The organism is Streptomyces sp. 3MP-14 (genome assembly GCF_006334905.2).
Classification (GTDB): Bacteria; Actinomycetota; Actinomycetes; order Streptomycetales; family Streptomycetaceae; genus Streptomyces; species Streptomyces triticirhizae.
Genome location: NZ_VDLZ02000014.1, coordinates 122,686 through 146,023 on the forward strand (window position 1 = coordinate 122,686; position 23,338 = coordinate 146,023).

Here is a 23,338-nt window from a genome sequence, read left to right on the forward strand (position 1 = left end):
GAAACGAAGGCGAACCAAACGGGAACCGAAGGCGAACCGTCGCGGGCCGCTCAGCCGCGCCGCCACTCCCGCAGGCCCGCCAGGTCCACCACCAGCGTCTGGCCCCGCTCGCGCACGATCAGCCCCTCCGCCGCCAACTCGCCCAGCGCCCGCACCAGCGACTCCCGCGAGGTCCCCGCCGCTCCCGCCAGCTCCTGCTGGGTGACCCGCACCGCCAGCGCGCCCGGCGGCTCGGCCGCCTCGACCCCGTGCCGGCTCGCCATCTCCCACAGCACCCGGGCCACCCGCACCCCCGCCGGATAGGCCCCGTGCTCGGCCCGTAGCCGGTCGGAGTCGCGCAGCCGCACCGTGACGCTGCGCAGCACCGCCAGCGCCAACTCGCCGTGCGCCGCGAGCAGTCGCCGGAACCGCTCGCCCGGCACCACCGTGCCGTGCACCGCCCCCAACGCGGTCGCCGTCGCCGAACGCGGCCCGCCGTCCAGACACGACAGCTCGCCCAACAGTTCGCCCGGCCCGCGCACGGCCAGCACGCTGGTGTAGCCGTTGGCCGACTCGGTCGTGATCTTCACCAGCCCCGACTCGATCAGGATCACGTCACTCGACGGAGCGCCCTCCACCAGCACCGCCTCCCCGCGCTCCCAGCCGCGCGCCCGGCCCGCCCCGTGGACCAGGCCCAACTGCTCGGGGGTGAACGCGTCGCCCGAGACCATCGCCCGACCTCCCTCACGCCTCACCGAAAACGCCGGCGCACGCCCCGCCTCGGGCGCCGCCCTCGCCGCAGCGTAGAGGCCGGGCCCCCGACGCCGCCGGCACTCGCGAAAGTCCCGGACGCCGCTCGCCCCGGGACCGTCCAGGCGCCGGCGTCCCGGAACGACACAGCCGGGGCCCGAGCGGCGAAGGTGAACGGCCATGCGCCATGCTTGCCCGGAAGGACCCCAGGCCAGGCAGGGAGCGACGCATGACATCCACCTTCCCCGACATCTCCCTCAGTACCGAACGGCTGACGCTCCGCCCGTTCGAGGAGCCCGACGCCGACGAGCTGGCCGCCATGATGAGCGACGAGCTGAGCGTCGCCTGGACCTCGGCACCCATCCCCTACACCCGGCGCGAGGCGTACGACTGGATCACCCGGGGCGCCCCCGCCGAACGCACCGAGGGCCGGGGCATCGTGCTCGCCGTCGCCGAGTACCTCACCCACCGGCTCGTCGGCTGCGTCCACCTGATGAACACCGACTGGCGCACCCTCAGCACCGAGGTCGGCTATGTCGTGGCGCCCTGGGCCAGGGGAGAGGGCTACGCCGCCGAGGCCGTGCTGGCCGTCGCCCAGTGGCTGTTCCGCGACCAGAAGTTCGAACGTCTCGAACTCCGCACCGCCGCCGGCAACACCGCCTCCCAGCAGGTCGCGCAGAAGATCGGCTGCATCAGCGAGGGCGTGCTCCGCAACGCGCTGATAGTGCGCTCCCGCACCGAGGACGGCGGCTGGACCGACATCCGCACCGACCTCATCGTCTGGGGCCTGCTCCCCGAGGACATCGAGGGCATCGAAGGCGTCGACGACCTCGACGGCATGGACGGCCTCGACAGTCTCGACGGCATCGACAGCAGGGGCGGCATCGACAGCAGGGACGGTCTCGACGGGTTCCGGGGCCGCCCGGGCGCCTCGACCGAGGGCTGACCGCCCGTCGCGGTAGGCTCAACTGCCGTTCCCACCCACCGCTCCCCGCAGGAGACCCCTGACCATGGCCGACCGCGTCACCGTGATCGGATGGGACGGGTCCCCGCTCGCCCCGGCCGCCGTGACCGCCCTGCGGGCGGCGACCCTGGTCGCGGGCGCCCCCCGCCACCTCGCCCTGCCGGAGGTCCCGCCGCACGCCGAGCGCGTCGTCCTGGGCAGCCTCGTCATCGCCGCCGAGCGCATCGCGGCCCACCGGGGCACCGCCGTGGTGCTGGCCGACGGCGACCCCGGCTTCTTCGGCGTCGTCCGCGCGCTGCGCGCGCCGGCGCACGGCCTGGAGGTCGAGGTGGTGCCCGCCGTCTCCGCCGTGGCGACGGCCTTCGCCCGCGCCGGGATGCCCTGGGACGACGCCCGCATCGTCGTCGCCAGCGAACGGAACCTGCGCCGCGCCGTCAACGTCTGCCGCGCCCACCCCAAGGTCGCCGTCCTCACCTCGCCCGACGCCGGCCCCACCGAGATCGCGCTGCTGCTCGGCGCCGAGCAACGCACCTTCGTCATCTGCGAGTCGCTGGGCACCGAGCGGGAACGCGTCACCGTCCTCACCTCCGACCGGGTGCCCCAGCACCGGTGGACCGACCCCAACGTGGTCATCGTCATCGGCGGCGCCGTTCCCCACTCCAGCACCAGCAGCTGGCTGGCCGGGCTCGCCACTGGCGACGTTCCCGAGGGGCCGCGCGGCTGGGGCCTGGACCCGGCCGCCTACGGGCAGCCGGAGCCGCCGGCCGCGACCGAGGGCGCGGGCCGCGACCGCCGGCTGCGTGCCCTCGAACTCGCCGCCCTCGGCCCGCGCTTCGGCGACCTGCTGTGGGACGTGGGCAGCGGCAACGGGCTGACCGCCGTCGAGGCCGCCCGGCTGGGCGCCGCCGCCATCGCCGTCGACCGCGACCCGCGCGCCGCCGCCCTCGCCGAGGCCACGGCGCGCCGGGTCGGCGTCCAGGTCCGCTGCGTGCGCGGCGCCGCGCCCCAGGTGTTGTCCGACCTGCCGCAGCCGGACCTGATCCGGGTGGGCGGCGGCGGCCGACGGGTCCTGGTGGCCTGCGCCGACCGCAGGCCCGAACGGCTCGTCACCCACGCCATGACCCGCGACCAGGCCGAGGAGGCCGGCCGGGTGCTCACCGGGGCAGGTTACGCGGTGGAGTGCAGCCTGGTGCAGTCCGTTGAACTCGCTGCCCAGGACTGGTCGGAACGCGGTCGAAGCGTTGTCTTTCTGCTCGTCGCACGCCTGTTGTCATCATCGACCTGACAAATACGGATCATCCAGGGACAGTCGCCCACCCAGCGCCAGTGTCGGGTCCCATCCCGGGTAGGCTGAACGACCGTTGCGCCGTCGGCCGGCCACGCGGTTTCGTCCCGCTTGGTCCGGACAAATGGCAACGGAAGGAGCACATGCGATGGGCGAGGTGGACGCATGACGGACGCCCCGGGCGAGATTCCCGAGCGGGAAGCGCCGGAGCAGCCGGAGCGGTTGGAGCCTCCCACTCCCGCCGCCTACCCCTATCCAGGACAGCCCGTCGCGGGGCAGATCCCGGTCGCCGACGAGGACGACGAGGCCGAGGAGGAGCTGCTGATGCCCGGCAGCGCCGCGGCCTGGGGGGAGTCGCCGCAGCCGGCCCAGCCCGTTCAGCCGGTCGCCCCCGCAACGCCCGCCCCACGGCCCCGGCAGAACGTGCGCCCGGTGCCCCGCCCGGGCCCCCACCCCACCGAGCCGGAGTACCTCGACGTCCCGATGACCCATGCCGACCAGCCGTCGCCGACGCAGCCGACGGCCACCCCGGCGCACGGGCAGCAGCCCGTCCCGGCGCAGGCCGCGCCCGCGCCCGCCGCCGCCCACGCGGCCCCCAACCCGCAGGCGGCGCCGGCTCTTTCGCAGCCGGCACCCGGGCCGGAGCCGGTCGCCACCGATCCCGCCGCGCCGGTGCCGGCCGAGCCGGCCGTTGCCCAGCCGGACCCCGCGCCGGTTGCCGAGCCGGTGGCAGTCGAACCCGAGCCCGTCCCGGCCGAGCCGACGGTCACCGAGCCCGCCCCCGTCGCCGTCGAGGCGGAACCCGAGCCCGCGCCGGCCGTCGCCCAGCCGGAGCCCGCGCCGGAACCGGCCGAGCCGGTCGCGGCCGAGGCGGCGGAGCCCGTTCCCGCCCCCGCTGCCCCGACCCCAGCCGAGGCGCCCGAGGGCGCCGTCGCCCCGGCGGCCGAGACCCCAACGCCCCCCGCCCCGGCGCCCGTTGCCCCCGGGCCCGCCGCCGCCCCGGAGCCGGCGGCGGCCGAACCGGCCGCGCCGCCCGTCGAGCCCGCGCCCACCCAACCGGCGCCGCCCGCCGAACCGTTGGCGCCCGCTGAACCGGCGCCGGCCGCCGCCGCGCCCGGCTACCCCGAGACCGAACGGGCCGCCGTGCACCGCCTGATGCGCGACCGCCGCGACGTCCACCACGGCTTCCGCCCCGACCCGGTGCCGCCCGAGGTGCTGCTCCGGGTGCTGGAGGCGGCCCACAACGCGCCCAGCGTCGGCCCGGCCCAGCCCTGGGACTTCGTGATCATCAAGGCCCCCGAGACCCGCAACGCGATCCACGAACTGGCCCGCCGCCAGCGCGAGACCTACGCCAGGTCCCTGTCCAAGGCCAGGGCCCGGCAGTTCCGCCAGCTCAGCGTCGACGCCATCCGCGACACCCCCGTCAACATCGTGGTCACCGCCGACCCCACCCGGGGTGGCCGCAACACCTACGGCTGGCACCTCCAGCCGCAGACCACCCCCTACTCCTCGGCCCTCGCCGTCGAGAACCTCTGGCTCGCCGCCCGGGCCGAGGGCCTCGGCGTCGGCTGGATCGGCTTCTTCGACGAACGCGAACTCGTCCACGCCCTCGGCCTGCCCGAGCACCTGGAGGTCGTGGCCTACCTCTGCGTCGGCTATGTCGACTCGTTCCCCGACGAGGCCGAGCAGGGCCCGGGCGGTTGGACCCACCGCAGGCCGCTGTCCTGGGTCGTCCACGAGGAGTCCTACGGCCGCCGTGCCCTGCCGGGCGCCGAGCCGCACGACCTGCTGAGCCAGACGCTGGGCGAGATCAGGCCGTTGGACGCGCAGGCGCTCGGCGAGGCGTGGGAACGCCAGAAGCGCATGACCAAGCCGGCCGGCTCGCTCGGCGCGCTTGAGGTCATCTCCGCCCAGCTCTGCGGCCTGTCCCGCAGCTGCCCGCCGCCGGTGCCCGAGCCGGCCGCCGTCGCCGTCTTCGCCGCCGACCACGGCGTCCACGCCCAGGGCGTCACCCCCTGGCCGCAGGAGGTCACCGGGCAGATGGTGGCCAACTTCCTCGGCGGGGGAGCGGTCTGCAACGCGTTCGCCGCCCAGGTCGGCGCCGAGGTCTGCGTGATCGACGTCGGCGTCAAGGACGAACTGCCCGGAATGCCCGGGCTGATCCCGCGCCGGATCAGGCCCGGCACGGCCGACCTCAGCGTCGGCCCGGCGATGAGCCGCGAGGAGGCGCTGCGCGCCGTCGAGGTCGGCATCGAGATCGCCAGGGACCTCGTCGCCGCCGGCAACCGGGCGCTGCTCACCGGCGAGATGGGCATCGCCAACACCACGCCGGCCGCCGCGCTGGTCGCGGCGTTCACCGGCGCCGAGGCCGCCGAGGTCACCGGGCGCGGCTGCGGCATCGACGACGAGACGCACGCGCGCAAGGTCGACGTCGTCCGCCGCGCGCTGCAACTCCACCAGCCCGACCCCAGCGACCCGTTGGGCGTGCTGGCCGCCGTCGGCGGCCTGGAACACGCCGCGCTCACCGGACTGATTCTGGGCGGCGCGGCGCAGCGGGTGCCGGTGCTGCTCGACGGCGTCAGCGCGGGCGCGGCGGCGCTGGCGGCGCGGGCGATCGCGCCGGAGGCGGTCTCCGTCTGCGTCGCGGGGCACCGCAGCGCGGAGCCCGGCCACCAGGCGGCGCTCACGGCGCTGGGCCTGCGGCCCATGGTCGACCTCGACCTTCGCCTCGGCGAGGGCACCGGCGCGCTGCTGGCGCTGCCGCTGGTGCAGAGCGCGGCGCGCGCGATGCGCGAGGTCGCGACGTTCGACTCGGCGGGCGTCACCGACAAGAACTGACCCGCCGGTCGGGCCCGGGAGGCGCCCGGCGGGCGCCGAGGCGCCGGGGGCGCTCGGCTGACGGCGGCGCCTGTCGCCTTCGGCTCATCTGGCGTGATGGCTGTGGGCGCCGACTCGGACCGGGTGTGACCACCGACCATGCGGGTCGCAACCCCCTCGGCCGGGTCCGGCTTTCCGTCGCGCGACGGGGCACGTCACCGGCCCGGCCTGCCGGTTGCCGGAACGCCGAGCCCGGCACATCGCCGCCCGGTTCGGCGAGGTGGCGTGCCGGTGGTCGGAGGCGCCGCCTCCGGCCCACACCGGGGCCAGCCGCTCGCCAGGGGCGGCACCTACCCGGCCACCCGCCCCAGCCGTCCCGGCGCGCGCCCGATCGCCCCGCCACCAGGACCCGGCGGCCCGCGCAGCCGACCACGACGCTCCACTTCGCAAGCCAGCGCGCCCGTCCCGCAACGAACGCCCGCCTCCGCCGGCGCACCGGCGGAGGCGGCGGCACGGCGCCCGAACGCCCCGCGCAGCGGCACCCCCGGTCCCCGCGCGGCGCGGAGGCGCCGAACCGCCCGCCGGCGTCAGGTCGTTGCCGACCACCGCGCCCACGCCGGGTGGGTGGAGGCGCGCGCGATGTCGATCCGGGCGACCCGACCGTCCCAGGTGGTGACGGCGACGACCGCGAGGGGGTGGCCGCCGGGGGCGACGACATGGACCCGTTCGCCCGCGAGGCGCATCGGCGCGCTGGCGCGAATGCGGTCGGCGAACCGCCCGGTCTCCTCGGCGACGGCGGAGGCGCCGCTGACCACGGTCGGCGTGCCGGGAGGCACCAGCGTCTCGTCGACGACGCGCACGCAGTCGTCGGCCAGCAGGGCGAGGACCCGGCCGATGTCACCGCCGGCGGCCGCCGCGAGGAAGGCATCCACGACGGCGCTGTCGACGCTCGTCGCGGGCGGGGACGCGGACGTTGGCGCGCGGTGCGCGATCCGTTCGCGTGCCCGGCTGGCGTGCTTCTTCGCGCTGTCCCGGCTGGTACCGAGATGCCCCGCGACCTCAAGGAACGGGACGTCGAACAGGTCATGCAGGACGTACGCGACGCGCTGGGATGGCGTCAGCCGGGCGAGGATCACCATCAACGCGCGGGAGATGTTCTCGCGCCGAAGGTACTGCTCGTCCGCCGCGAGGGCCTCGTCCGGGATCAGGTCCGCGAACAGGGGCTCCTCCCGGCGCCGCTGACGAGCCCGCAGCTGGTCGAGGCAGACACGGGTGAGAACGGTCGTCAGCCAGGCCGCCGTGTTGCGAAGGGTGTCGGCGTCGACGGCCCTCGCCCTGATCCAGGTGCTCTGCACGGCGTCTTCCGCGTCGTCGACGGAGCCGAGCAGGCGGAACGCGATCGCCGTCAGCTGCGGCCGGGCCGCTTCGAACTCCTCAAGGGGTACCACCAGGTGTCACCTTTCCGGGGCGGGAGACGTCGGACGCACGAGACCGCCGATCTCGCCCACGAAGCCCCCTACCGAGGAGACACCCACCGATGAGCGTACCCGTGGTCCCCTGGTCCGCCACTTCGAGACGGGCCCCGCGCCCCCGCCCGCCGCGCGGCGGGAGCGGCGCATGACGGCCGTCCTGTTCGTCGCCACGCTCGTATGCATCGTGGCGAACGCGTTCATCGCCGTCGCCGATCTCGTCAGGGCGGGGTTCGTGGTGCGGAACGCCGCGGCGGTGCGCGTTCCCGCCACCGCTCTGTCCTGGCTGGGCTCGTTGAAGCTGGCCGGGGCGGCCGGACTCGTCGTCGGGCTGGCCGTCGCGCCCTGGCTCGGCGTCGCCGCCGGCTTCGGCCTGACGCTGTTCTTCGTCGGTGCGGTCGTCGCCCACGTGAGGGCCCGCGTCTTCTCCAACATCGCCTTCCCCGGCCTGTATCTGCTCCTCGCGGTGGCGGCCACCGCCTGTCTGCTCCGCCGAGCGGTGGGCTAGCGTCCCCTGTGCCGCGAGGCACGGGGGACCGGACCCGAGCCCCGCCACCGCCCGGCCGCCCCCGACTCCCGGGGCCCCGCCCCCCGGGCGCGGCCCCGTAAGCTGAGGCTCGCGGAGCACCGGCGCCCCGCGTCGTTTCTCCGGTCCGCACTCCCGGCACGCCCAGCCGCGAGCGCGGCCCCGCGTCAAGGAGTTCGTGCCGTCGATGTCTGACCTCCCCGCCTACCCCGTCGGGCTGCGCCTCGCCGGCCGCCGAGTCGTCGTGCTCGGCGGCGGCACCGTCGCCCAACGGCGGCTGCCCGCACTGCTGAACGCCGGCGCCGACGTGACCCTGGTCGCCCCCGCCGTCACCCCGTCCGTCGAGGCCATGGCCGACGCCGGCCAGCTGCGCTGGGAACGGCGCGGCTACCGCGCCGGCGACGTCGACGGCGCCTGGTACCTGCTGATCGCCACCGACGACCCCGAGGTCAACGCCGCCGCGTCGGCCGAGGCCGAGCGGCTCCGCGTCTGGTCGGTGCGCAGCGACGACGCGGAGGCGGCCAGCGCCTGGACCCCGGCGACCGGCCGCTGCGACGGGGTCACCGTCGCCGTGCTCACCGGCCGCGACCCGCGCCGTTCCGCCGCCGTGCGGGACGCCGTCGTGGAGGGGCTGCGCGAGGGCACCATCGGCGCGCCCCGCCACCGCGACCGGACGCCGGGCGTCGCGCTGGTCGGCGGCGGCCCAGGCGACCCGGACCTGATCACCGTCAGGGGCCGCCGGCTGCTGGCCGAGGCCGACGTGGTGATCGCCGACCGGCTCGGCCCGCGCGACCTGCTCGACGAACTCCCGCCCGGCGTCGAGGTGATCGACGCCGCCAAGATCCCCTACGGCCGCTACATGGCGCAGGAGGCGATCAACGCCGCGCTTGTCGAACACGCCAGGGCCGGCCGTTCCGTGGTGCGGCTCAAGGGCGGCGACCCGTATGTCTTCGGCCGGGGCCGGGAGGAGGCCCAGGCTCTGGCGGAGGCCGGCGTCCCGGTCACCGTGGTGCCGGGCGTCACCAGCGCCATCTCCGTGCCCGGCGCCGCCGGCGTGCCGGTCACCCACCGGGGCGTGGCCCACGAGTTCACCGTGGTCAGCGGCCATCTCGCCCCCGACGACCCGCGCTCCCTGGTCGACTGGCCGGCGCTGGCCGCGCTGCGCGGCACCCTGGTGCTGCTGATGGCGGTGGAACGGATGGCCGCCATCGCCGAGACGCTGATCGCCCACGGCCGGGACCCGGAGACGCCGGCCGCCGCGATCCAGGAGGGCACCACGCCGGCCGAGCGTCGGGTCGACGCGACCCTGGCCACCGTCGCGGCGCGGATCGCCGAGGCCGGCATCCGGCCGCCGGCCGTGATCGTGGTCGGCGACGTGGTGGCCGTGCCATGACCGCGACCCCGGGAACGGCGCCGGCGACGCCCCCCGCCGCCGTGCCCGCCGGGCGGCTCACCGCCGTCGAGGACCCGGCCGACCCCCGGCTCGCCGACTACACCTCGCTGACCGACGTGGCCCTGCGGCGACGCCTCGAACCCGCCGAGGGCCTCTTCATGGCCGAGGGCGAGAAGGTCATCCGCCGTGCCCTGGACGCCGGTTACCCGATGCGTTCCATGCTGCTGGCCCCGCGCTGGGTCGAGGCCATGGCCGACCTGATCGCCCGCACCGAAGCCCCCGTCCACGTGGTCAGCCCCGAGCTGGCCGAGGCCGTCACCGGCTACCACGTGCACCGGGGCGCGCTGGCCGCGATGGGCCGTCGCCCGCTGCCCGACGCCGCCGACCTGCTGGCCGGGGCCCGCCGCGTCGTGGTGCTGGAGGCCGTCAACGACCACACCAACATCGGCGCCGTCTTCCGCTGCGCCGCGGCCCTCGGCATGGACGCGGTGCTGCTCTCGCCCGACTGCGCCGACCCGCTCTACCGGCGTTCCGTGAAGGTCTCGATGGGCGCGGTCTTCGCCCTCCCGTACGCCCGACTGGCCGGCTGGCCCGGCGGGTTGAACGCGGTGACCGGCGCCGGCTTCCGGCTGCTGGCCCTCACCCCCGACCCGGCCGCCGTCGACCTGGCCGACGCCGTCGCCGAGGCCGGCGGCGCCCGGCTGGCGCTGATGCTCGGAGCCGAGGGCGACGGCCTCACCCGCCGCGCCCTGGCCGCCGCAGACCGGTGGGTGCGCATCCCGATGGCGCACGGCGTCGACTCGCTGAACGTGGCCGCTGCCGCCGCCGTCGCCTGCTACGCGCTGACCCAGGGGCGGCCCGCGACCGCCGGCTGAGCCCCATCGCCCGCACCCGCCGAAAAACCCGACTCCCGTGCCGCGCCCGGCCGTTACCCTGCGAAACCATGACCACCAGCGAGGCCGCCCCGGCCGTCACCCGCCGCCCCGACGGCTACCAGATCTCGACCGACCCCGACCGGCTCGACATCGACCGCGTGCACCGGTGGCTGTCCACCGACGCCTACTGGGCGCTGGGCCGCGACCGCGAGACGGTGGCCAGGGCGATCGCCGGCTCGCTCAACTTCGGGCTCTACGCGCCCGACGGCCAACAGGTCGGCTTCGCCAGGGTGGTGACGGACCTGGCCACCTTCGCCTGGCTCTGCGACGTCTATGTCCGCCCCGAGGACCGGGGCCGTGGCCTGGGCACCTGGCTCGCCACCACCGTCAGGGACCACCTCGCCCCGCACCGCCTGAAGCGGATACTGCTCTTCACCGAGGACGCCCACGAGGTCTACGCCCGCGTCGGCTTCACCGCGCTCCCCGAACCACCGGAACGCGTGATGTCCCTCCGCCTCGACGCCGACTGACCCGCCCCCGCCCCGCCGCGAGCACCCAGGAACCAGCCGCCCCGGAACCGGCCGTCTCCGGCCCGGCCGCCCGCGCCCCGGCCGACCTCGCAGCCGCCCGCGCCCCCGGCGTTCTCCTGCCCCGGCCCAGCGGCCATGAGCTACAGCGGTCCCTGGCACCCCTGCGCCAGCGTGATGCCCAACGCGACCAGCAGCGTCACCGTGACGAAGACGAACACCCGCTGCCGCAGCAGCCGTTGGTCCGCCGCCCGGCGCCGCGCCGAGGGCCCGGGCCGACGGCGGGCCCGCTCCGGCGGCCTGGCCGGCGCACGCTCGGCGGGACGCTCCGGCGCGCGCTCCCGTTCCCTCGTGCGCCCCCGCGCGACCGCCCCCGCGCCGGCGCCCCCGCGCCCGCCCGAACGCCCGTCCCCGCGCCCCTCCCCGTGCTGGTCGGAGGTGCCGCTCACCGCGACCCGCTGCCGCCTGGCCGGCTGCGGCACGCCCCGCGCCTCCCGGACGGCGATCTCCTTCAGCCGCAGCGAGAGCCCCGTCGTGCTGGGCCGCTCCTCCGGCGACTTGTCCAGGCAGGACCGCAGCAGCGGCGCCAACGCGGCCGGCACGCCGTCCAGTTGCGGCTCCTCGTGCACCACCCGGTAGAGCATGACCTCCGAACTGCCCTGCCCGAACGGCGAGTCGCCCAGCGTCGCGTACGCCAGCGTGGCGCCCAGCGAGAACACGTCGCTGGCGGGCGTGACGCCCTGCCCGCGCACCTGCTCGGGCGCGAGGAACCCGGGCGAGCCCACCGCGGTCCCCACGTGGGTGAGGGTGCTGGCCCCGGTCGACCAGGCGATCCCGAAGTCGATGATGCGCGGGCCCTTGGGCGAGAGCAGGATGTTCGACGGCTTCAGGTCCCGGTGCACGACGCCCGCCTCGTGGACCGCGACCAGCCCCTCGGCCAACGCGGCCCCGATCGCCGCCGTCTCGGCGGCTGACAGCGGCCCGTGCTCCAGCACCCGGTCGTGCAGCGAGGGGCCCGGAACGTACTGGGTGGCGAACCACGGCCGGCTGGCCTCCAGGTCGGCCGCCACCAGCCGGGCGGTGCAGCCACCCCTGATGCGCCGGGCCGCCGACACCTCGCGGGCGAAACGCGAGCGGAACTCCTGGTCCTCCGACAGGTCGGGTCTGATCACCTTCAGGGCGACCCGCTGCCCCCGCCGGTCCGACCCCAGGTAGACGACCCCCATGCCGCCGGCCCCCAGCCGTCGGTGCAGCCGGAACGCCCCAACGACTCGCGGGTCCTCGCGCCGGAGCCGCATCATCGCCATGTCCACCTCGCTGCCCGGTGCTTGTGATGGCCACAGCTTACGGACTGGACGCCGCCAGCGGGGAAAGGCCGCGCGCGCCACGGTGACCTATCCCCGCCCACCCGCCACCGGCGCCCCACCCCTCCACCTGCCGCTCGGCGCTCCCCTGGGGGCAAACCCTTGGCTTGGTGCGGACCTTGTCCACCCTGAGGAGTAGGCGACCGGTCCCGCCGTCATCCTGGGGGAGGCCCGAGGTCAGTACGCCGGGGTGACGTGCCGGGGGAGCGGCCCTGCCTACAGTTGAGTCGCAGCGACGGGCGCAGAAGCCGTCCCCCGAGGTCACCCGCCCGTCGCTGCCAACAGACGGACTGGAGTGCGGAGATGACACGCATGAGCGCGGTACAGCGGGCACCTCGCCCGACCGACAGGCGGCACCCCCTGGTGGCGGCTGCGATGGTGCTGCCGCTCGCGTTCGTCCTCGCTTTCATGACGGGCGGCATCGACGCCGTCGTCACCCAGGCGTCGTCCGTGGCCGGCACTCTGGGGCGCTGAGCGGCGCCCCAGACCTGGGAGAGCGGCCCGGGTCGGGGACACCGGCAACACCACCCCGTGGGGACGGGGAGACGGACGGCATTGTGCCCGGGCGGCTGGGGAGCCGCCCGGGCATCTTTCTGCCTCCTCCTCCCGAAGGAGGAGACCGGGAGAACAAGACGAACGGCCGGGGGCCGGGAGGCGTCCGCCGCCTCCCGGCCCCCGGCCGGTGTTGTCGCTGTGCGCGATACTGGGATTGAACCAGTGACCTCTTCCGTGTCAGGGAAGCGCTCTCCCGCTGAGCTAATCGCGCGGGAGGGTCCTCGCGGACCCCGTGGACGATACTGGGATTGAACCAGTGACCTCTTCCGTGTCAGGGAAGCGCTCTCCCGCTGAGCTAATCGTCCGAGGTGGAGACGGGATTTGAACCCGTGTAGACGGCTTTGCAGGCCGTTGCCTCGCCTCTCGGCCACTCCACCGGATGAGGGCAACCGCCCTCTTCGAGCGGACGACGAGATTCGAACTCGCGACCTCCACCTTGGCAAGGTGATGCTCTACCAACTGAGCTACGTCCGCAGGTGTCTCTCCGGATCTTGGACCGCGACCCGGCGACGTCATGAACTCTAGCGGATTCGCCGGCCAGCTCAAACTCACCTTTCGCGGCCGCCTTGCCTAGACTCGCGCAGGTGTCCGATCATCCTCCGCTTGCCCGGTTCGGCGGGTTCCTCGCGACCGACCTGGTCGATGTCACCGACGACCCGGCCGCCCTGGACTCCAGCGGCTGGTGGGCGGTGGTCGCCGGCTTCGAGGGCCGGCTGGTCTGCGCCAGGTTCGCCACCCTGCGCAGCGCCCCCGTCACGCCGCCGGCCCGCCGCTGGCGCGGGCCCGACCCGGCGGCCTGGACCGGCTCCCTGAACCGCGCGGGCTACCTCGCCGGCGTCGCCGCCATCCACTCCCGGATCGCGGCCGGCGACGTCTACCAGGTCAACCTCTGCCGGGTGTTGTCCGCCCCGCTGCCCGATCACGCCCCGGACATCGACGCGTTGCGCGCCCACCTCGCCGCGCGCCACCCCGCGCGGTACGCCGGCAGCGTGCGCCTCCCGGCGCACGGCACCGAGATCGCCACCGCCTCCCCCGAGTTGTATCTGCGCCGGGCCGGCGACGTCGTGGAGTCCGGGCCGATCAAGGGCACCGCCCGCGCCCCCGAGCTGATGCTGCCCAAGGACCGCGCCGAGAACGTGATGATCGTCGACCTGGTCCGCAACGACCTGGGCGCGGTCTGCGCCCCCGGCACGGTCACCGTTCCCCAACTGTGCGGAGTCGAGGACTACCCCGGCCTGGTCCACCTGGTCTCCCGGGTCGCCGGCCGGCTCGCGCCGGGCGCCGGCTGGCCCGAGCTGCTCGCGCACACCTTCCCTCCCGGCTCGGTCACCGGCGCCCCCAAGTCCAGCGCGCTGCGCGCCATAGCCGACCTGGAGACCGCGCCCCGTGGTCCCTACTGCGGCGGCATCGGCTGGGTGGACGCCGACCGGGGCGTCGGCGAGCTGGCCGTCGGCATCCGCACCTTCTGGATCGACCGGCCCGCCGGCCGCCCCGTGCTGCGCTTCGGCGCCGGCGCCGGCATCACCTGGGACTCGGACCCGGCGGGGGAGTGGGCGGAGACCGTGCTCAAGGCCGAACGCCTCCTTCGGGTAGCGTCTGAACCGGGGGGTCGGGCAGGAGACGAACGCGAGGTGAAGGAGTCGGCATGGCGCTGATCTGGCTGAACGGCGAGCTGCGGGACGCCGACAGCGCGCGGATCTCCGTCTTCGACCACGGACTCACCGTCGGCGACGGGGTGTTCGAGACGCTGAAGACGGAACGGGGTCGCCCCTTCGCGATGACCCGCCACCTCGACCGGCTGGCGGCCTCCGCCGCCGGGCTCGGCCTGCCCGAGCCGGACCGCGAGGAGGTGCGGCGCGCGGCGCGCGCGGTGCTGGACGCCGTCCCGCTGGAACGCGGCCGGCTGCGGATCACCTACACCTCGGGCAGCGCCCCGCTCGGCTCCGACCGGGGCGAGGAGGCCCCGACCCTGGTGGTCGCGCACGCCGAGGCCAAGGCGCCGCCGGAGACCACGGCCGTGATCACCGTGCCCTGGACCCGCAACGAGCGCGGCGCCCTCACCGGGCTCAAGACCACCTCCTACGCCGAGAACGTGCTCGCCCTCGCTCGCGCCCGCCAACAGGCCGCGTCCGAGGCCCTGTTCGGGAACAACGCCGGCCAGCTGTGCGAGGGCACCGGCACCAACGTCTTCGTGGTGCTGGAGGGCGTCGCCCACACCCCGCCGCTCAGCTCCGGCTGCCTGGCCGGCGTCACCCGCGCCCTGGTCGTCGAGTGGCTGGGCGCCAAGGAGACCGAGCTGCCGATGGACTGCCTGCGCTGGGCCGATGAGGTCTTCCTCACCTCCAGCACCCGCGATGTGCAGGCCGTGCGCCGGGTCGACGACCGCGAACTGCCCGGCGCCCCTGGGCCCGTCACCGCCGAGGCGCTCCGCGTCTTCCGCGCGCGCTCCGCCGCCGACCAGGACCCCTGAGCCCGGCGAAGTGACCCGGCGGGGACGGGAGAACGGGCCGCCCGCCGGGTAGAGATCCCGCGATGACCACCACGCTGCGCCCCACGGCCCCCGAGGAACACACCGACGACGGGGGCCGCCGCCGGGCCTTCGCGATCACCGTCAACGGCCGCCCCGTCGGCGCCCTCCGGCTGGAGACCGACGCCCGCTTCGCCCACCGCGTCGGCCGCCTCGTCGACCTGACCGTGGAGCCCGCCGAACGCCGGCGCGGCCGGGGCACCGTCGCCGCGCTCGCCGCCGAGGAGGTGCTGCGCTCCTGGGGCTGTGGGCAGGCCGACGTCGCCGTCCCCGACACCGCGACCGGCGCGCTGCGGCTGGCCGCCGCCCTCGGCTACGCGGCGCGCTGGCGCACCCTCGCCAAGGAGCTGGCCGACCCGCCGCCCCCGCCGCCCGAGGACAGCGCCCACCGCCCGCTCACCGAGGCCGAGTACCAGCCCTGGCTGGCCGCCGAACGCGCCTCCTACGCCCGCTCCTGGACCGAGCGCGGGGTGCCGCCGGAGTGGGCCGCGTTCCGCGCCAACGCCGCCACCGAGGCGGCCCTGCCCCAAGGGCTCGCCACCGCCGGGGTGTTGGTCCACGTGCTGGAACACGCCGGCACGCCCGTCGGCAGCTGCTGGCTGACCAGGACCCACGAGGGCGCCCGGGGCGAGCCGGCCGTGATGGGCGTGAGCGTGGCCCCCGAGCACCGGGGGCTCGGCCACGGCCACACGCTGCTGGCGCACGCCGAGCGGCTGGTCGCCGAGCGCGGCGCCAAGCGCCTGCTGGCCCACGCCTTCGCCGGCAACCTCCCGGCGTCCCGCCTCGCCGCCTCCCTCGACTACCGGCCGCTCACCCACCACCTGAGCAAGCCGCTCCTCTAGGGCACGAGCGAGGAAACGGCTCAGGCCCCCTCGGCCAGCAGCCGCTCGGCGATCTCCGCGATCGTCTCCCGCAGCCCCTCCTGGGACTTCCCGCCGTCCAGCCGCCGCCCGTCGATCAGATACGTCGGCGTGCCCGTGACGCCCAGCGCCTTCCCCTCGGCGTGGTCAGCGTCCACCTGCAACAGGTGCCGCCCGTCGATGAGCGCCGTCTCCAACTCCTCGACGTCCAGGCCGAGTTCGCCCGCCAGCTCCAGCAACACCGGCTCCCCGCGCCGCCCCAGCTCGGCCGTCCGCCCCAACAGCGCCGTCCAGTACTCCTCGCCCCGGCCCTGGGCCAGCGCCTCTTCGGCGGCCTGCGCCGCCGCCAGCGCGTGCCGGTGCCCGGCCAGCGGAAAGTGCCGCCGCCTGATCTCCAGCGCCGACCCGAACCGCTCGCGCAGCGCGGCAAGATCGGACTCCGCACGGTGACAGTCCGGGCACTGAAGGTCACACCACGCGTCGAGCACGGCGTGCCCGGTCGTCTTGTTGTTCATGGCGGCAGTCTTCCACCCGCCGCCGACAACCCCGATATCTCCCTGATCCCGCCGCCCGACGCTGGCCTTGGCCGGCGGGCTTGGGCACGATGGAAAGATGTTGACTGGCACCGTATGTACTCTGCTGTCCGTCGCCGGCCTGGGAGTCTCGCTGCTGGTGGCCAGGCGCCGCCGGTACGCCACCGCGATGCGGCTGGCGGCGCTGTCGCTGGTGCCGGTCGGGCTGGCGATGACGGGCATCCTCCGCCTGATCATCAACATGACCTTCAACCCGGTGGCCTGGGTCGGCGTCGGCGTCCTCGGCTTCGCCGTGCTGCTCTTCCTCTCCGCCCGCCTCGCCGACCGGAGCCGCAAGGGCGCACCCGCCGCCGAGCCCGGCACCCCGCCCGTCGCCGCCAAGGGCGCCTCCACCCCGGCCCTGCCGGCCACCGGCCGCAAGGGCGCCCAGGCCGCCGGCGGCGCCGACGACTTCTCCGACATCGAGGCCATCCTCAAGAAGCACGGCATCTGAGGTCGGCCCGCCCTAGCACAACGGGCCACGCCCGCGCCGGGCAAACCGCCGATTGCCGCGCGAAGGAGACGCCGCGATCGCGGCAACGGCCCACCCTGCGCCATGATCGCCGCGTCATGGCCCACATCACCGGGGAGCACGCTCCCGAATCCGTCCGCCCCAGTCCGCGCCCGACCGCCGACCCGCGCCCTCCCGAGGCCGCGCCCGACGAGGCGGCCGAGGCGCCGCCCGAGCCCGGCGGCTGTCTGTTCGCCGTCTCCCAGCCCCCGCTGATGCTCTTCCTGACGGTCATCGGCACCCTGCTGCTGATCGCGGGCCTGCACGACCAGTTCTGGCTCTAGTCCACCGGGACCCGCCGGCCCGGGGCCCCGGAACGGCGACGGCGCCGTCGCGGGCGGTTGCTCCGCGACGGCGCCGTGCCGGAGGTAGCGCCGGTCCCGCACCGTCGCCCCGAGTTCAGACGGTGCGAGGGACCGGCGGGTCGTTAACTCTCCGCGAGGATGTGCGAGAGTTCCGTATCGAGGTCGAAGTGACGGTGTTCCGTGCCCGGGGGCACGGCCGCGTCGGTCCGCTTGAGGAACGACTCCAGTGCTCGGGCGGGGGCCTCCAGCAACGCCTCCCCCTCCGGGGAGCTGAGGGCGATGCAGACGACCCCCTGTCCATGGCTGCGGGATGGCCAGACCCGAACGTCGCCTGTTCCCGTCGGGCGGTGCAGCCCTTCGGCCAACAGGTCGCGGGCGAAAACCCACTCGACGGTTTCTTCGGCTCCGGTGTGAAATGTGGCGTGTACGGCGTAGGGGTCCGCCGTGTCATACCGCAGCCCCGCGGGTACAGGAAGTGAGGACTCGCTCGATACAACGAGGCGCAGGTGCAGCTCGCAGCTGACCGTGGTGTTCATAAGCGCCAGGGCCTTTCGCTCAGTGTGCGCTCGGGGATTCGCACGTCGGCCAAATCGAGATGCCACATACCCGTCGGTTGTAAACCGGTCTGCCCGCATTGCTCCCCTTAACGTCATTCCAATGGTCGAGCTGCGACACGGCCCGGAACCTAGGGTGATGGGCATGTCTCACACCTGGTGGAGTCGCTATCAATTCGGCGGGGTCTGGCGTGTCGCGGCGCCCACGGCGAGGGTGTTCGCGGCGCTGGACGAGCCGGCCGACTACCCGCGCTGGTGGCCCGAGGTCCGCGAGGTGATCCGCTGCGACCAGCGGAGCGGGGTGGTGCGGTTCCGTTCGTTCCTGCCGTACGAGCTGCGGGTGGGGGTGCGCGCCGGGGTGCGGGACGAGGCGGGCGGGCGGCTGGAGATCCTGCTCTCCGGCGACCTGGAGGGCCGGCTGTGCTGGTCGCTCTTCCCCGTCGGGCGCGGAACGCTGCTCGTCCACGCCCAGGACTGCGTGGTGACCGGCGGGCTGCCGCTGCGGCTCGGGCCGCTCGCCAGGCCGGCGTTCCGGGCCAACCACGCGGCCATGATGCGGTCCGGCGAACGGGGCCTGCGGGCCTGGCTGCGCGAGTGACCGGGAGGCGTCTCCGACCGCACGGCCGACCGCACCGCCAACCGGTTTGGACGTCAGGTGACCTGCCCTGTATGGTTCTTCCCGTGCCGAGGGGCACAACACCCGGGCGATTAGCTCAGTGGGAGAGCGCTTCGTTCACACCGAAGAGGTCACTGGTTCGAACCCAGTATCGCCCACCCGGGAAGGCCGGTCCGCGCGTGCGGGCCGGCCTTCGTCATGGGCCCCGGGCTGCGGCCCCGACAACGCGCCTCGTACCATGCCTGGAGAGCCCAAAGGCGGGGAAATCCCCCAAGATCCACAGGACTCGGGCTCAGCACACGGAAACGACGAGGTGGCGGCGCGACGCGTGGGCGTCCGTGCCGCACGGAGCAGAGGAGAGCACCGGTGGCGGAAGTCCGAGTGGCCGTACTGCGCGACGCCGAGCGGCAGGAGCGTGTGGTGCCCACGGGGACGACGGCCGGCGCCCTCTTCGAGGGCGAGCGCTCCGTCGTGGCCGCCCGGGTCGGCGGCGAACTGCGCGATCTGAGCCACCCGCTGGCCGAGGGCGACGAGGTCGCGCCGGTCGAGCTGGCCTCGCCCGACGGGCTGGACATCCTGCGCCACTCCACCGCCCATGTGCTGGCGCAGGCGGTGCAGGAGCTGTACCCGGAGGCGAAGCTCGGCATCGGCCCGCCCATCAGGGACGGCTTCTACTACGACTTCGACGTGGCCCAGCCGTTCACGCCCGAGGACCTCGGCCGCGTCGAGAAGCAGATGCGGCGCATCGTCAAGCAGGGCCAGCGCTTCGTCCGCCGGCCGGTCGGCGACGAGGAGGCGCGGGCCGAACTGGCCGACGAGCCCTACAAGGTGGAGCTGATCGGGCTCAAGGGCGCGGCGGCCGAATCGGCCGAGGGCGCGGGCGCCGAGGTGGGCGCCGGTGAGCTGACGATCTACGACAACGTGGACCCGAAGACCGGCGAGCGCCGCTGGCGCGACCTGTGTCGCGGTCCGCACCTGCCGAACACCCGCCTGATCCCCGCGTTCCGGCTGATGCGTTCGGCCGCCGCCTACTGGCGCGGCAGCGAGCGCAACCCGCAGCTCCAACGGATCTACGGCACCGCCTGGCCGAGCATGGACGAACTCAAGGAGTACCTGGCGTTCCTCGCCGAGGCCGAGAAGCGCGACCACCGTAAACTCGGCGCGGAACTCGACCTGTTCTCCATTCCCGAGGAACTGGGCTCGGGACTCGCCGTGTTCCATCCGAAGGGCGGCACGATCCGCCGGGTGATGGAGGACTATTCGCGGCAGCGCCACGAGGCGGCCGGGTACGAATTCGTCAACACGCCGCACATCAGCAAGCGGAACCTCTTCGAGACCTCGGGCCATCTGCCGAACTATGCCGAGTCGATGTTCCCGCCCATGGAATTCGAGGGGCAGGACTATTACCTCAAGGCAATGAACTGCCCGATGCACAACCTGATCTTCAGGGCGCGCGGGCGTTCCTACCGTGAACTGCCGCTGCGGCTCTTCGAGTTCGGCACCGTCTACCGCTACGAGAAGTCCGGCGTGGTGCACGGCCTCACCAGGGCGCGCGGGTTCACCCAGGACGACTCGCACATCTACTGCACCAAGGAGCAGATGCCGGCCGAACTGGACGGGCTGCTCACCTTCGTGCTGGGGCTGCTGCGCGACTACGGGCTGGACGACTTCTACCTGGAGCTGTCCACCCGCGACGACTCGGAGAAGTTCATCGGCGAGCCCGAGGAGTGGGCCGAGGCCACCGAGGTGCTGCGGCAGGCCGCCGAGAAGCAGGGCCTCGAACTGGTCATGGACCCGGGCGGGGCGGCCTACTACGGGCCGAAGATCTCCGTCCAGGCCAGGGACGCCATCGGCCGCACCTGGCAGATGTCCACGCTCCAGGTCGACTTCCAGCAGCCCAAGCGGTTCCACCTGGAGTACACGGCGGCCGACGGCGGCCGGCGCACCCCGGTGATGATCCACCGGGCGCTCTTCGGCTCCATCGAGCGCTTCTTCGGGGTGCTGTTGGAGCACTACGCCGGCGCGTTCCCGCCCTGGCTGGCGCCCGTCCAGGCCGTCGGCATCCCGGTGGGCGACACCCACGTGCCCTACCTCGCCGAGTTCGCGGCCGAGGCGCGGGCGGCCGGGCTGCGGGTCGAGGTCGACGCCTCGGCCGACCGGATGCAGAAGAAGATCCGCAACGCCCAGCGCGCCAAGGTCCCGTTCATGCTGATCGTCGGCGACGACGACCAGGCGGCGGGCACCGTCAGCTTCCGCTACCGGGACGGCAGTCAGCGCAACGGCGTGCCCCGCGAGCGGGCGCTCGCGGAGATCGCCGACGCGGTCGCGCGACGCGTCCAGGTCTGAGCGCGCGCACCGGCCCCCGGGCTCAACCCGGGGGCCCGGTCAGCGGCGATACGCCATATGCTGGCCGGCATGAGCAGCGAGCCGGAGCAGCAGATCGGGGTCGGGACGCCGGACGCGTTCCAACGCCTGTGGACGCCCCACCGGATGGCCTATATCCAGGGTGAGGGGAAACCGACCGGGCCCGGCGCCGAGGACGGCTGTCCGTTCTGCTCGATCCCCGCCAAGAGCGACGAGGACGGCCTGGTGATCGCCCGGGCCGAGACGGTCTACGCGGTGCTCAACCTCTACCCGTACAACGGCGGCCACCTGCTCGTCGTGCCCTACCGGCACGTCGCCGACTACACCGAGCTGACCGGCGAGGAGACCGCCGAGCTGGCCACCCTCACGAAGCAGGCCATGACCGCGATCAGGTCCGCCTCCGGCGCGCACGGCTTCAACATCGGGATGAACCAGGGCGCCGCCGCCGGCGCCGGCATCGCGCCCCACCTGCACCAGCACGTCGTGCCGCGCTGGGGCGGCGACGCCAACTTCATGCCGGTCGTCGGGCACACCAAGGTGCTGCCCCAACTCCTCGCCGACACCCGGCGGATGCTCGCCGACGCCTGGCCCTCGGACGCCGGCGTCTGACGTGCGCGCCGGCCCGGGCCCGGGCCGGCGCTCCGCTCACATCCCGTACGTGTCGTCCTGGCTGGGCCCCGGGTCCTGGACCGAGCCGCTCAGTATCTGCGCCCTGGCGTCGAACGGCGCCATGTCCACGCCGTTCTCCCGCAGCACCTTGAACGCCGCCGACAGCGCCACCCGCAGCACCGGCGTCGCGGTGCGCAGCACGTCGTCCACCATGAAGCGGTGGTTCCACGGCTTGGTGGCCCAGGTGTGCCGCAGCCCGAACGGCTCGGGCAGCGCGATCGTGCCGCCCAGCTTGTCCAGCCGCTTGGGGAACCAGGTCAACGGCGCCCGGGCCGCCAGCCGCACCGCCTCCCTGACGTTGACCGCCGGCAGCTCCACCTCCCGCTGCTTCCAGAACCTCGGGAAGTCCCGCACCTTCTTCTTGTCCGGCTTGGGCTTCTCGCCGAAGAAGCCGTGCAGCGGCCCCAGCGCGTAGCCGGAGACCTCGATCCGCAGCGTGTGGTGCAGCACCGTCACCGTGATCATCATGGTGATCACCAACTCGCCGTCCCACAGCACGAACTGGACGCCCAGATAGTGCCGGTCCCCGGCGCTGTACTGCTGCTCGTTGCAGATCCGCTGGACCTCGATGTTGCTGAAGCGGAACCCGTCCGCGTTGGGCCCCTCCGGCCTGGCCACCTCGCCGGCGCCCTCGCCCACGTGCCGCACCACCCAGTGCGTTATCGTCGGCGCGGTGAACCCGCCGGTGTGCAGCGGGCCGCGCTCCAGCAGCCGCATCTGGTCGCCGATCGCGCGGGCCACGTCCCAGGCGCGGAACGGGTCGATCTCCCGGCCGGGGTCGCGCGGCCGCAGGTCCTCCGCCAGGTGCCAGTGGCCCCAGCGCACGCCCATCCCGAGTATCCCCTTGGTGCCGGCGTAGTACGTCAGGTTGCTCTCCTGCTCGGCGGCCAGCTTGGCCAGGCCGATCCGCAGCCGCTCGGCGTCCGCGTCGTTCGGGTTCTGCGGGACCGCCTCCGGTACCACGACGCCGGAGCCGCCGCCGCCGGCCAGATCGGCCCAGTGGGCGCGGAGGTTCTGCGCGGTCCGCTCGCTGACCTGCCGGGCGAGGAACCAGCCGATCACCGGCGCCGGCAGCATCGCCCACAGATAGATCTGGAGCACCCCGCCGACCGGGGCCCGCACCACCAGCAGCGCGACGAACAGCGCGATGCCCACCAGCAGCAGCGTCCCCAGCGCCCCGGCGCGCCGGTCCTGCGAGCCGGCGAACGTCCGACGCAGCTGGAACAGCCCCAGCCAGACGGCCACGCCCGGCAGGAAGAGCAGCCCGAGAACCGCCATGATCACGGTCAGCCTGGCGTCCCGCTGCCGGCGGATGCGCTTGGCGGCCAGCGCGTGCTCGACCACCACCTGCGGCTCGGCGCCGAACGACTGGATCAGCGGCTTGCGCCCGTCCGCCAGCATCCTGGTCTCGATGGCCCGGGTGAACGCCTCGCCCAGGTTCGGCTCCAGCAGGCTGAACCTGCCCTCGTTCACCTTGGCCGCGTCGTTGGGCTCCTTGATCTTCTCCGGCGAGCCCTCCCGGTACGCCACCGAGGCGATCCGCTGGCTGAGCCCCGTTCTCCCGCCGCTCGACCCGGACAGCGGCACCTGCGCGCCGGGGGCGAAGTCGAACTCCACACCAGCGGCGTTCCGCAGGTCGTCAAGCGCCGTCATGACTGACCCCACTCCCTGAGCCGTCCGACGGGAGGCCCCGCCGGAGAACCGTCCTCAATCCCGCACGGGCGGGGCGCGACCACCCGTCGCCGACAGGCCCGTTCCCGCGCCGCGAGCCCGGCAACCCTGCCGCGACCAGCCTATCGGCGGGAAGCGCAACGCCGCTGCCCCACGGGCCAGTTCTCGCCGCCGAGGCGGGGTGG

At 74.4% G+C, this 23,338-nt stretch carries 22 protein-coding genes and 5 tRNA genes; 17 read left to right on the forward strand and 10 right to left on the reverse strand.

Annotated features, from left to right (window positions below):
* Positions 1–50: 50 nt before the first annotated feature.
* On the reverse strand, positions 51–710 hold the full coding sequence (locus FH609_RS22580; RefSeq protein WP_122399822.1) for a Crp/Fnr family transcriptional regulator: 660 nt from the start codon (positions 708–710) through the stop codon (positions 51–53).
* Positions 711–958: 248 nt separating this feature from the next.
* Here FH609_RS22580 and FH609_RS22585 point away from each other — a divergent pair, with 248 nt between their 5' ends.
* From FH609_RS22585 to cobT, 3 genes are all read left to right on the forward strand, one after another.
* Positions 959–1,675 (forward strand): GNAT family N-acetyltransferase, encoded by a 717-nt coding sequence (locus FH609_RS22585; RefSeq protein ID WP_139670957.1) that lies wholly within the window; start codon positions 959–961, stop codon positions 1,673–1,675.
* A 64-nt stretch (positions 1,676–1,739) separates the two neighbouring features.
* Positions 1,740–2,978: a precorrin-6y C5,15-methyltransferase (decarboxylating) subunit CbiE gene (cbiE, locus tag FH609_RS22590; RefSeq protein ID WP_139670959.1), complete on the forward strand. Its 1,239-nt coding sequence runs from the start codon at positions 1,740–1,742 to the stop codon at positions 2,976–2,978.
* A gap of 165 nt (positions 2,979–3,143) precedes the next feature.
* A complete protein-coding gene (gene cobT, locus FH609_RS22595; RefSeq protein WP_139670962.1) occupies positions 3,144–5,816 on the forward strand; it encodes a nicotinate-nucleotide--dimethylbenzimidazole phosphoribosyltransferase in 2,673 nt (890 codons plus the stop codon).
* A 566-nt stretch (positions 5,817–6,382) separates the two neighbouring features.
* Here the strand turns inward: cobT and FH609_RS22600 are convergent.
* A complete protein-coding gene (locus FH609_RS22600; protein ID WP_139670964.1) occupies positions 6,383–7,243 on the reverse strand; it encodes a sigma-70 family RNA polymerase sigma factor in 861 nt (286 codons plus the stop codon).
* Between the two features lie 169 nt (positions 7,244–7,412).
* Between FH609_RS22600 and FH609_RS22605 the strand changes: the two genes are divergently transcribed.
* The 4 genes from FH609_RS22605 (at position 7,413) to FH609_RS22620 (ending at position 10,588) form a co-directional block, all read left to right on the forward strand.
* Positions 7,413–7,772: a DoxX family protein gene (locus FH609_RS22605; RefSeq protein WP_139670966.1), complete on the forward strand. Its 360-nt coding sequence runs from the start codon at positions 7,413–7,415 to the stop codon at positions 7,770–7,772.
* Positions 7,773–7,977: 205 nt separating this feature from the next.
* Complete coding sequence (gene cobA / locus FH609_RS22610) at positions 7,978–9,183, forward strand: uroporphyrinogen-III C-methyltransferase (protein WP_139670968.1); 1,206 nt, start codon at positions 7,978–7,980, stop codon at positions 9,181–9,183.
* The gene (locus FH609_RS22615) at positions 9,180–10,058 is read left to right on the forward strand and encodes a TrmH family RNA methyltransferase (protein ID WP_139670970.1); all 879 of its coding nucleotides are present in this window, start codon (positions 9,180–9,182) and stop codon (positions 10,056–10,058) included. The genes cobA and FH609_RS22615 overlap by 4 nt, the downstream gene beginning before the upstream one ends.
* Positions 10,059–10,126: 68 nt before the next feature.
* Positions 10,127–10,588 carry a GNAT family N-acetyltransferase gene (locus FH609_RS22620; RefSeq protein ID WP_139670972.1) on the forward strand — a complete coding sequence of 154 codons (462 nt, stop codon included), beginning with the start codon at positions 10,127–10,129 and terminating at the stop codon, positions 10,586–10,588.
* 140 nt (positions 10,589–10,728) lie between these two features.
* Here the strand turns inward: FH609_RS22620 and FH609_RS22625 are convergent, their stop codons facing one another.
* Complete coding sequence (locus FH609_RS22625; protein ID WP_139670974.1) at positions 10,729–11,892, reverse strand: serine/threonine-protein kinase; 1,164 nt, start codon at positions 11,890–11,892, stop codon at positions 10,729–10,731.
* Between the two features lie 360 nt (positions 11,893–12,252).
* Here FH609_RS22625 and FH609_RS31225 point away from each other — a divergent pair, with 360 nt between their 5' ends.
* Positions 12,253–12,423, forward strand: coding sequence for a hypothetical protein (locus FH609_RS31225; protein ID WP_193318011.1), 171 nt, complete (start codon positions 12,253–12,255; stop codon positions 12,421–12,423).
* A gap of 220 nt (positions 12,424–12,643) precedes the next feature.
* Here the strand turns inward: FH609_RS31225 and FH609_RS22630 are convergent.
* The 4 genes from FH609_RS22630 to FH609_RS22645 all read right to left on the reverse strand — a co-directional run bounded on the left by FH609_RS22630 (position 12,644) and on the right by FH609_RS22645 (position 12,978).
* Positions 12,644–12,715, reverse strand: a tRNA-Val gene (locus FH609_RS22630).
* 22 nt (positions 12,716–12,737) lie between these two features.
* Positions 12,738–12,809, reverse strand: a tRNA-Val gene (locus FH609_RS22635).
* A gap of 1 nt (position 12,810) precedes the next feature.
* Positions 12,811–12,881, reverse strand: a tRNA-Cys gene (locus FH609_RS22640).
* 24 nt (positions 12,882–12,905) lie between these two features.
* Positions 12,906–12,978 (reverse strand) — tRNA-Gly (locus tag FH609_RS22645).
* A 110-nt stretch (positions 12,979–13,088) separates the two neighbouring features.
* On the opposite strand from FH609_RS22645, the gene FH609_RS22650 reads away from it, so the two are divergent.
* The 3 genes from FH609_RS22650 to FH609_RS22660 all read left to right on the forward strand — a co-directional run bounded on the left by FH609_RS22650 (position 13,089) and on the right by FH609_RS22660 (position 15,873).
* Positions 13,089–14,159, forward strand: coding sequence for a chorismate-binding protein (locus FH609_RS22650; RefSeq protein ID WP_139670975.1), 1,071 nt, complete (start codon positions 13,089–13,091; stop codon positions 14,157–14,159).
* Positions 14,150–14,974, forward strand: coding sequence for an aminotransferase class IV (locus FH609_RS22655; protein WP_139670977.1), 825 nt, complete (start codon positions 14,150–14,152; stop codon positions 14,972–14,974). The genes FH609_RS22650 and FH609_RS22655 overlap by 10 nt, the downstream gene beginning before the upstream one ends.
* A 62-nt stretch (positions 14,975–15,036) precedes the next feature.
* A complete protein-coding gene (locus FH609_RS22660; protein ID WP_139670979.1) occupies positions 15,037–15,873 on the forward strand; it encodes a GNAT family N-acetyltransferase in 837 nt (278 codons plus the stop codon).
* Positions 15,874–15,893: 20 nt separating this feature from the next.
* On the opposite strand, the gene FH609_RS22665 is transcribed toward FH609_RS22660, so the two are convergent.
* Entirely contained in the window at positions 15,894–16,406 is a 513-nt protein-coding gene (locus FH609_RS22665; protein ID WP_139670981.1) for a DsbA family protein, read from the reverse strand.
* A 97-nt stretch (positions 16,407–16,503) separates the two neighbouring features.
* Here FH609_RS22665 and FH609_RS22670 point away from each other — a divergent pair, with 97 nt between their 5' ends.
* Positions 16,504–16,917 carry a hypothetical protein gene (locus FH609_RS22670; RefSeq protein WP_139670983.1) on the forward strand — a complete coding sequence of 138 codons (414 nt, stop codon included), beginning with the start codon at positions 16,504–16,506 and terminating at the stop codon, positions 16,915–16,917.
* Between the two features lie 116 nt (positions 16,918–17,033).
* Positions 17,034–17,258, forward strand: coding sequence for a hypothetical protein (locus FH609_RS22675; protein WP_139670986.1), 225 nt, complete (start codon positions 17,034–17,036; stop codon positions 17,256–17,258).
* Positions 17,259–17,401: 143 nt separating this feature from the next.
* Here FH609_RS22675 and FH609_RS22680 read toward each other — a convergent pair whose 3' ends face one another.
* Complete coding sequence (locus FH609_RS22680) at positions 17,402–17,815, reverse strand: SsgA family sporulation/cell division regulator (protein WP_003959770.1); 414 nt, start codon at positions 17,813–17,815, stop codon at positions 17,402–17,404.
* A 163-nt stretch (positions 17,816–17,978) separates the two neighbouring features.
* Here FH609_RS22680 and FH609_RS22685 point away from each other — a divergent pair, with 163 nt between their 5' ends.
* The 4 genes from FH609_RS22685 (at position 17,979) to FH609_RS22700 (ending at position 21,422) form a co-directional block, all read left to right on the forward strand.
* Positions 17,979–18,431 (forward strand): polyketide cyclase, encoded by a 453-nt coding sequence (locus FH609_RS22685; RefSeq protein ID WP_139670988.1) that lies wholly within the window; start codon positions 17,979–17,981, stop codon positions 18,429–18,431.
* 104 nt (positions 18,432–18,535) lie between these two features.
* A tRNA-Val gene (locus FH609_RS22690) sits at positions 18,536–18,607 on the forward strand.
* Between the two features lie 208 nt (positions 18,608–18,815).
* A complete protein-coding gene (gene thrS, locus FH609_RS22695) occupies positions 18,816–20,795 on the forward strand; it encodes a threonine--tRNA ligase (RefSeq protein ID WP_139670990.1) in 1,980 nt (659 codons plus the stop codon).
* A gap of 57 nt (positions 20,796–20,852) precedes the next feature.
* Complete coding sequence (locus FH609_RS22700) at positions 20,853–21,422, forward strand: HIT family protein (RefSeq protein ID WP_122183272.1); 570 nt, start codon at positions 20,853–20,855, stop codon at positions 21,420–21,422.
* A 36-nt stretch (positions 21,423–21,458) separates the two neighbouring features.
* Here the strand turns inward: FH609_RS22700 and FH609_RS22705 are convergent, their stop codons facing one another.
* On the reverse strand, positions 21,459–23,135 hold the full coding sequence (locus FH609_RS22705; protein WP_139670992.1) for a hypothetical protein: 1,677 nt from the start codon (positions 23,133–23,135) through the stop codon (positions 21,459–21,461).
* Positions 23,136–23,338: the final 203 nt, after the last annotated feature.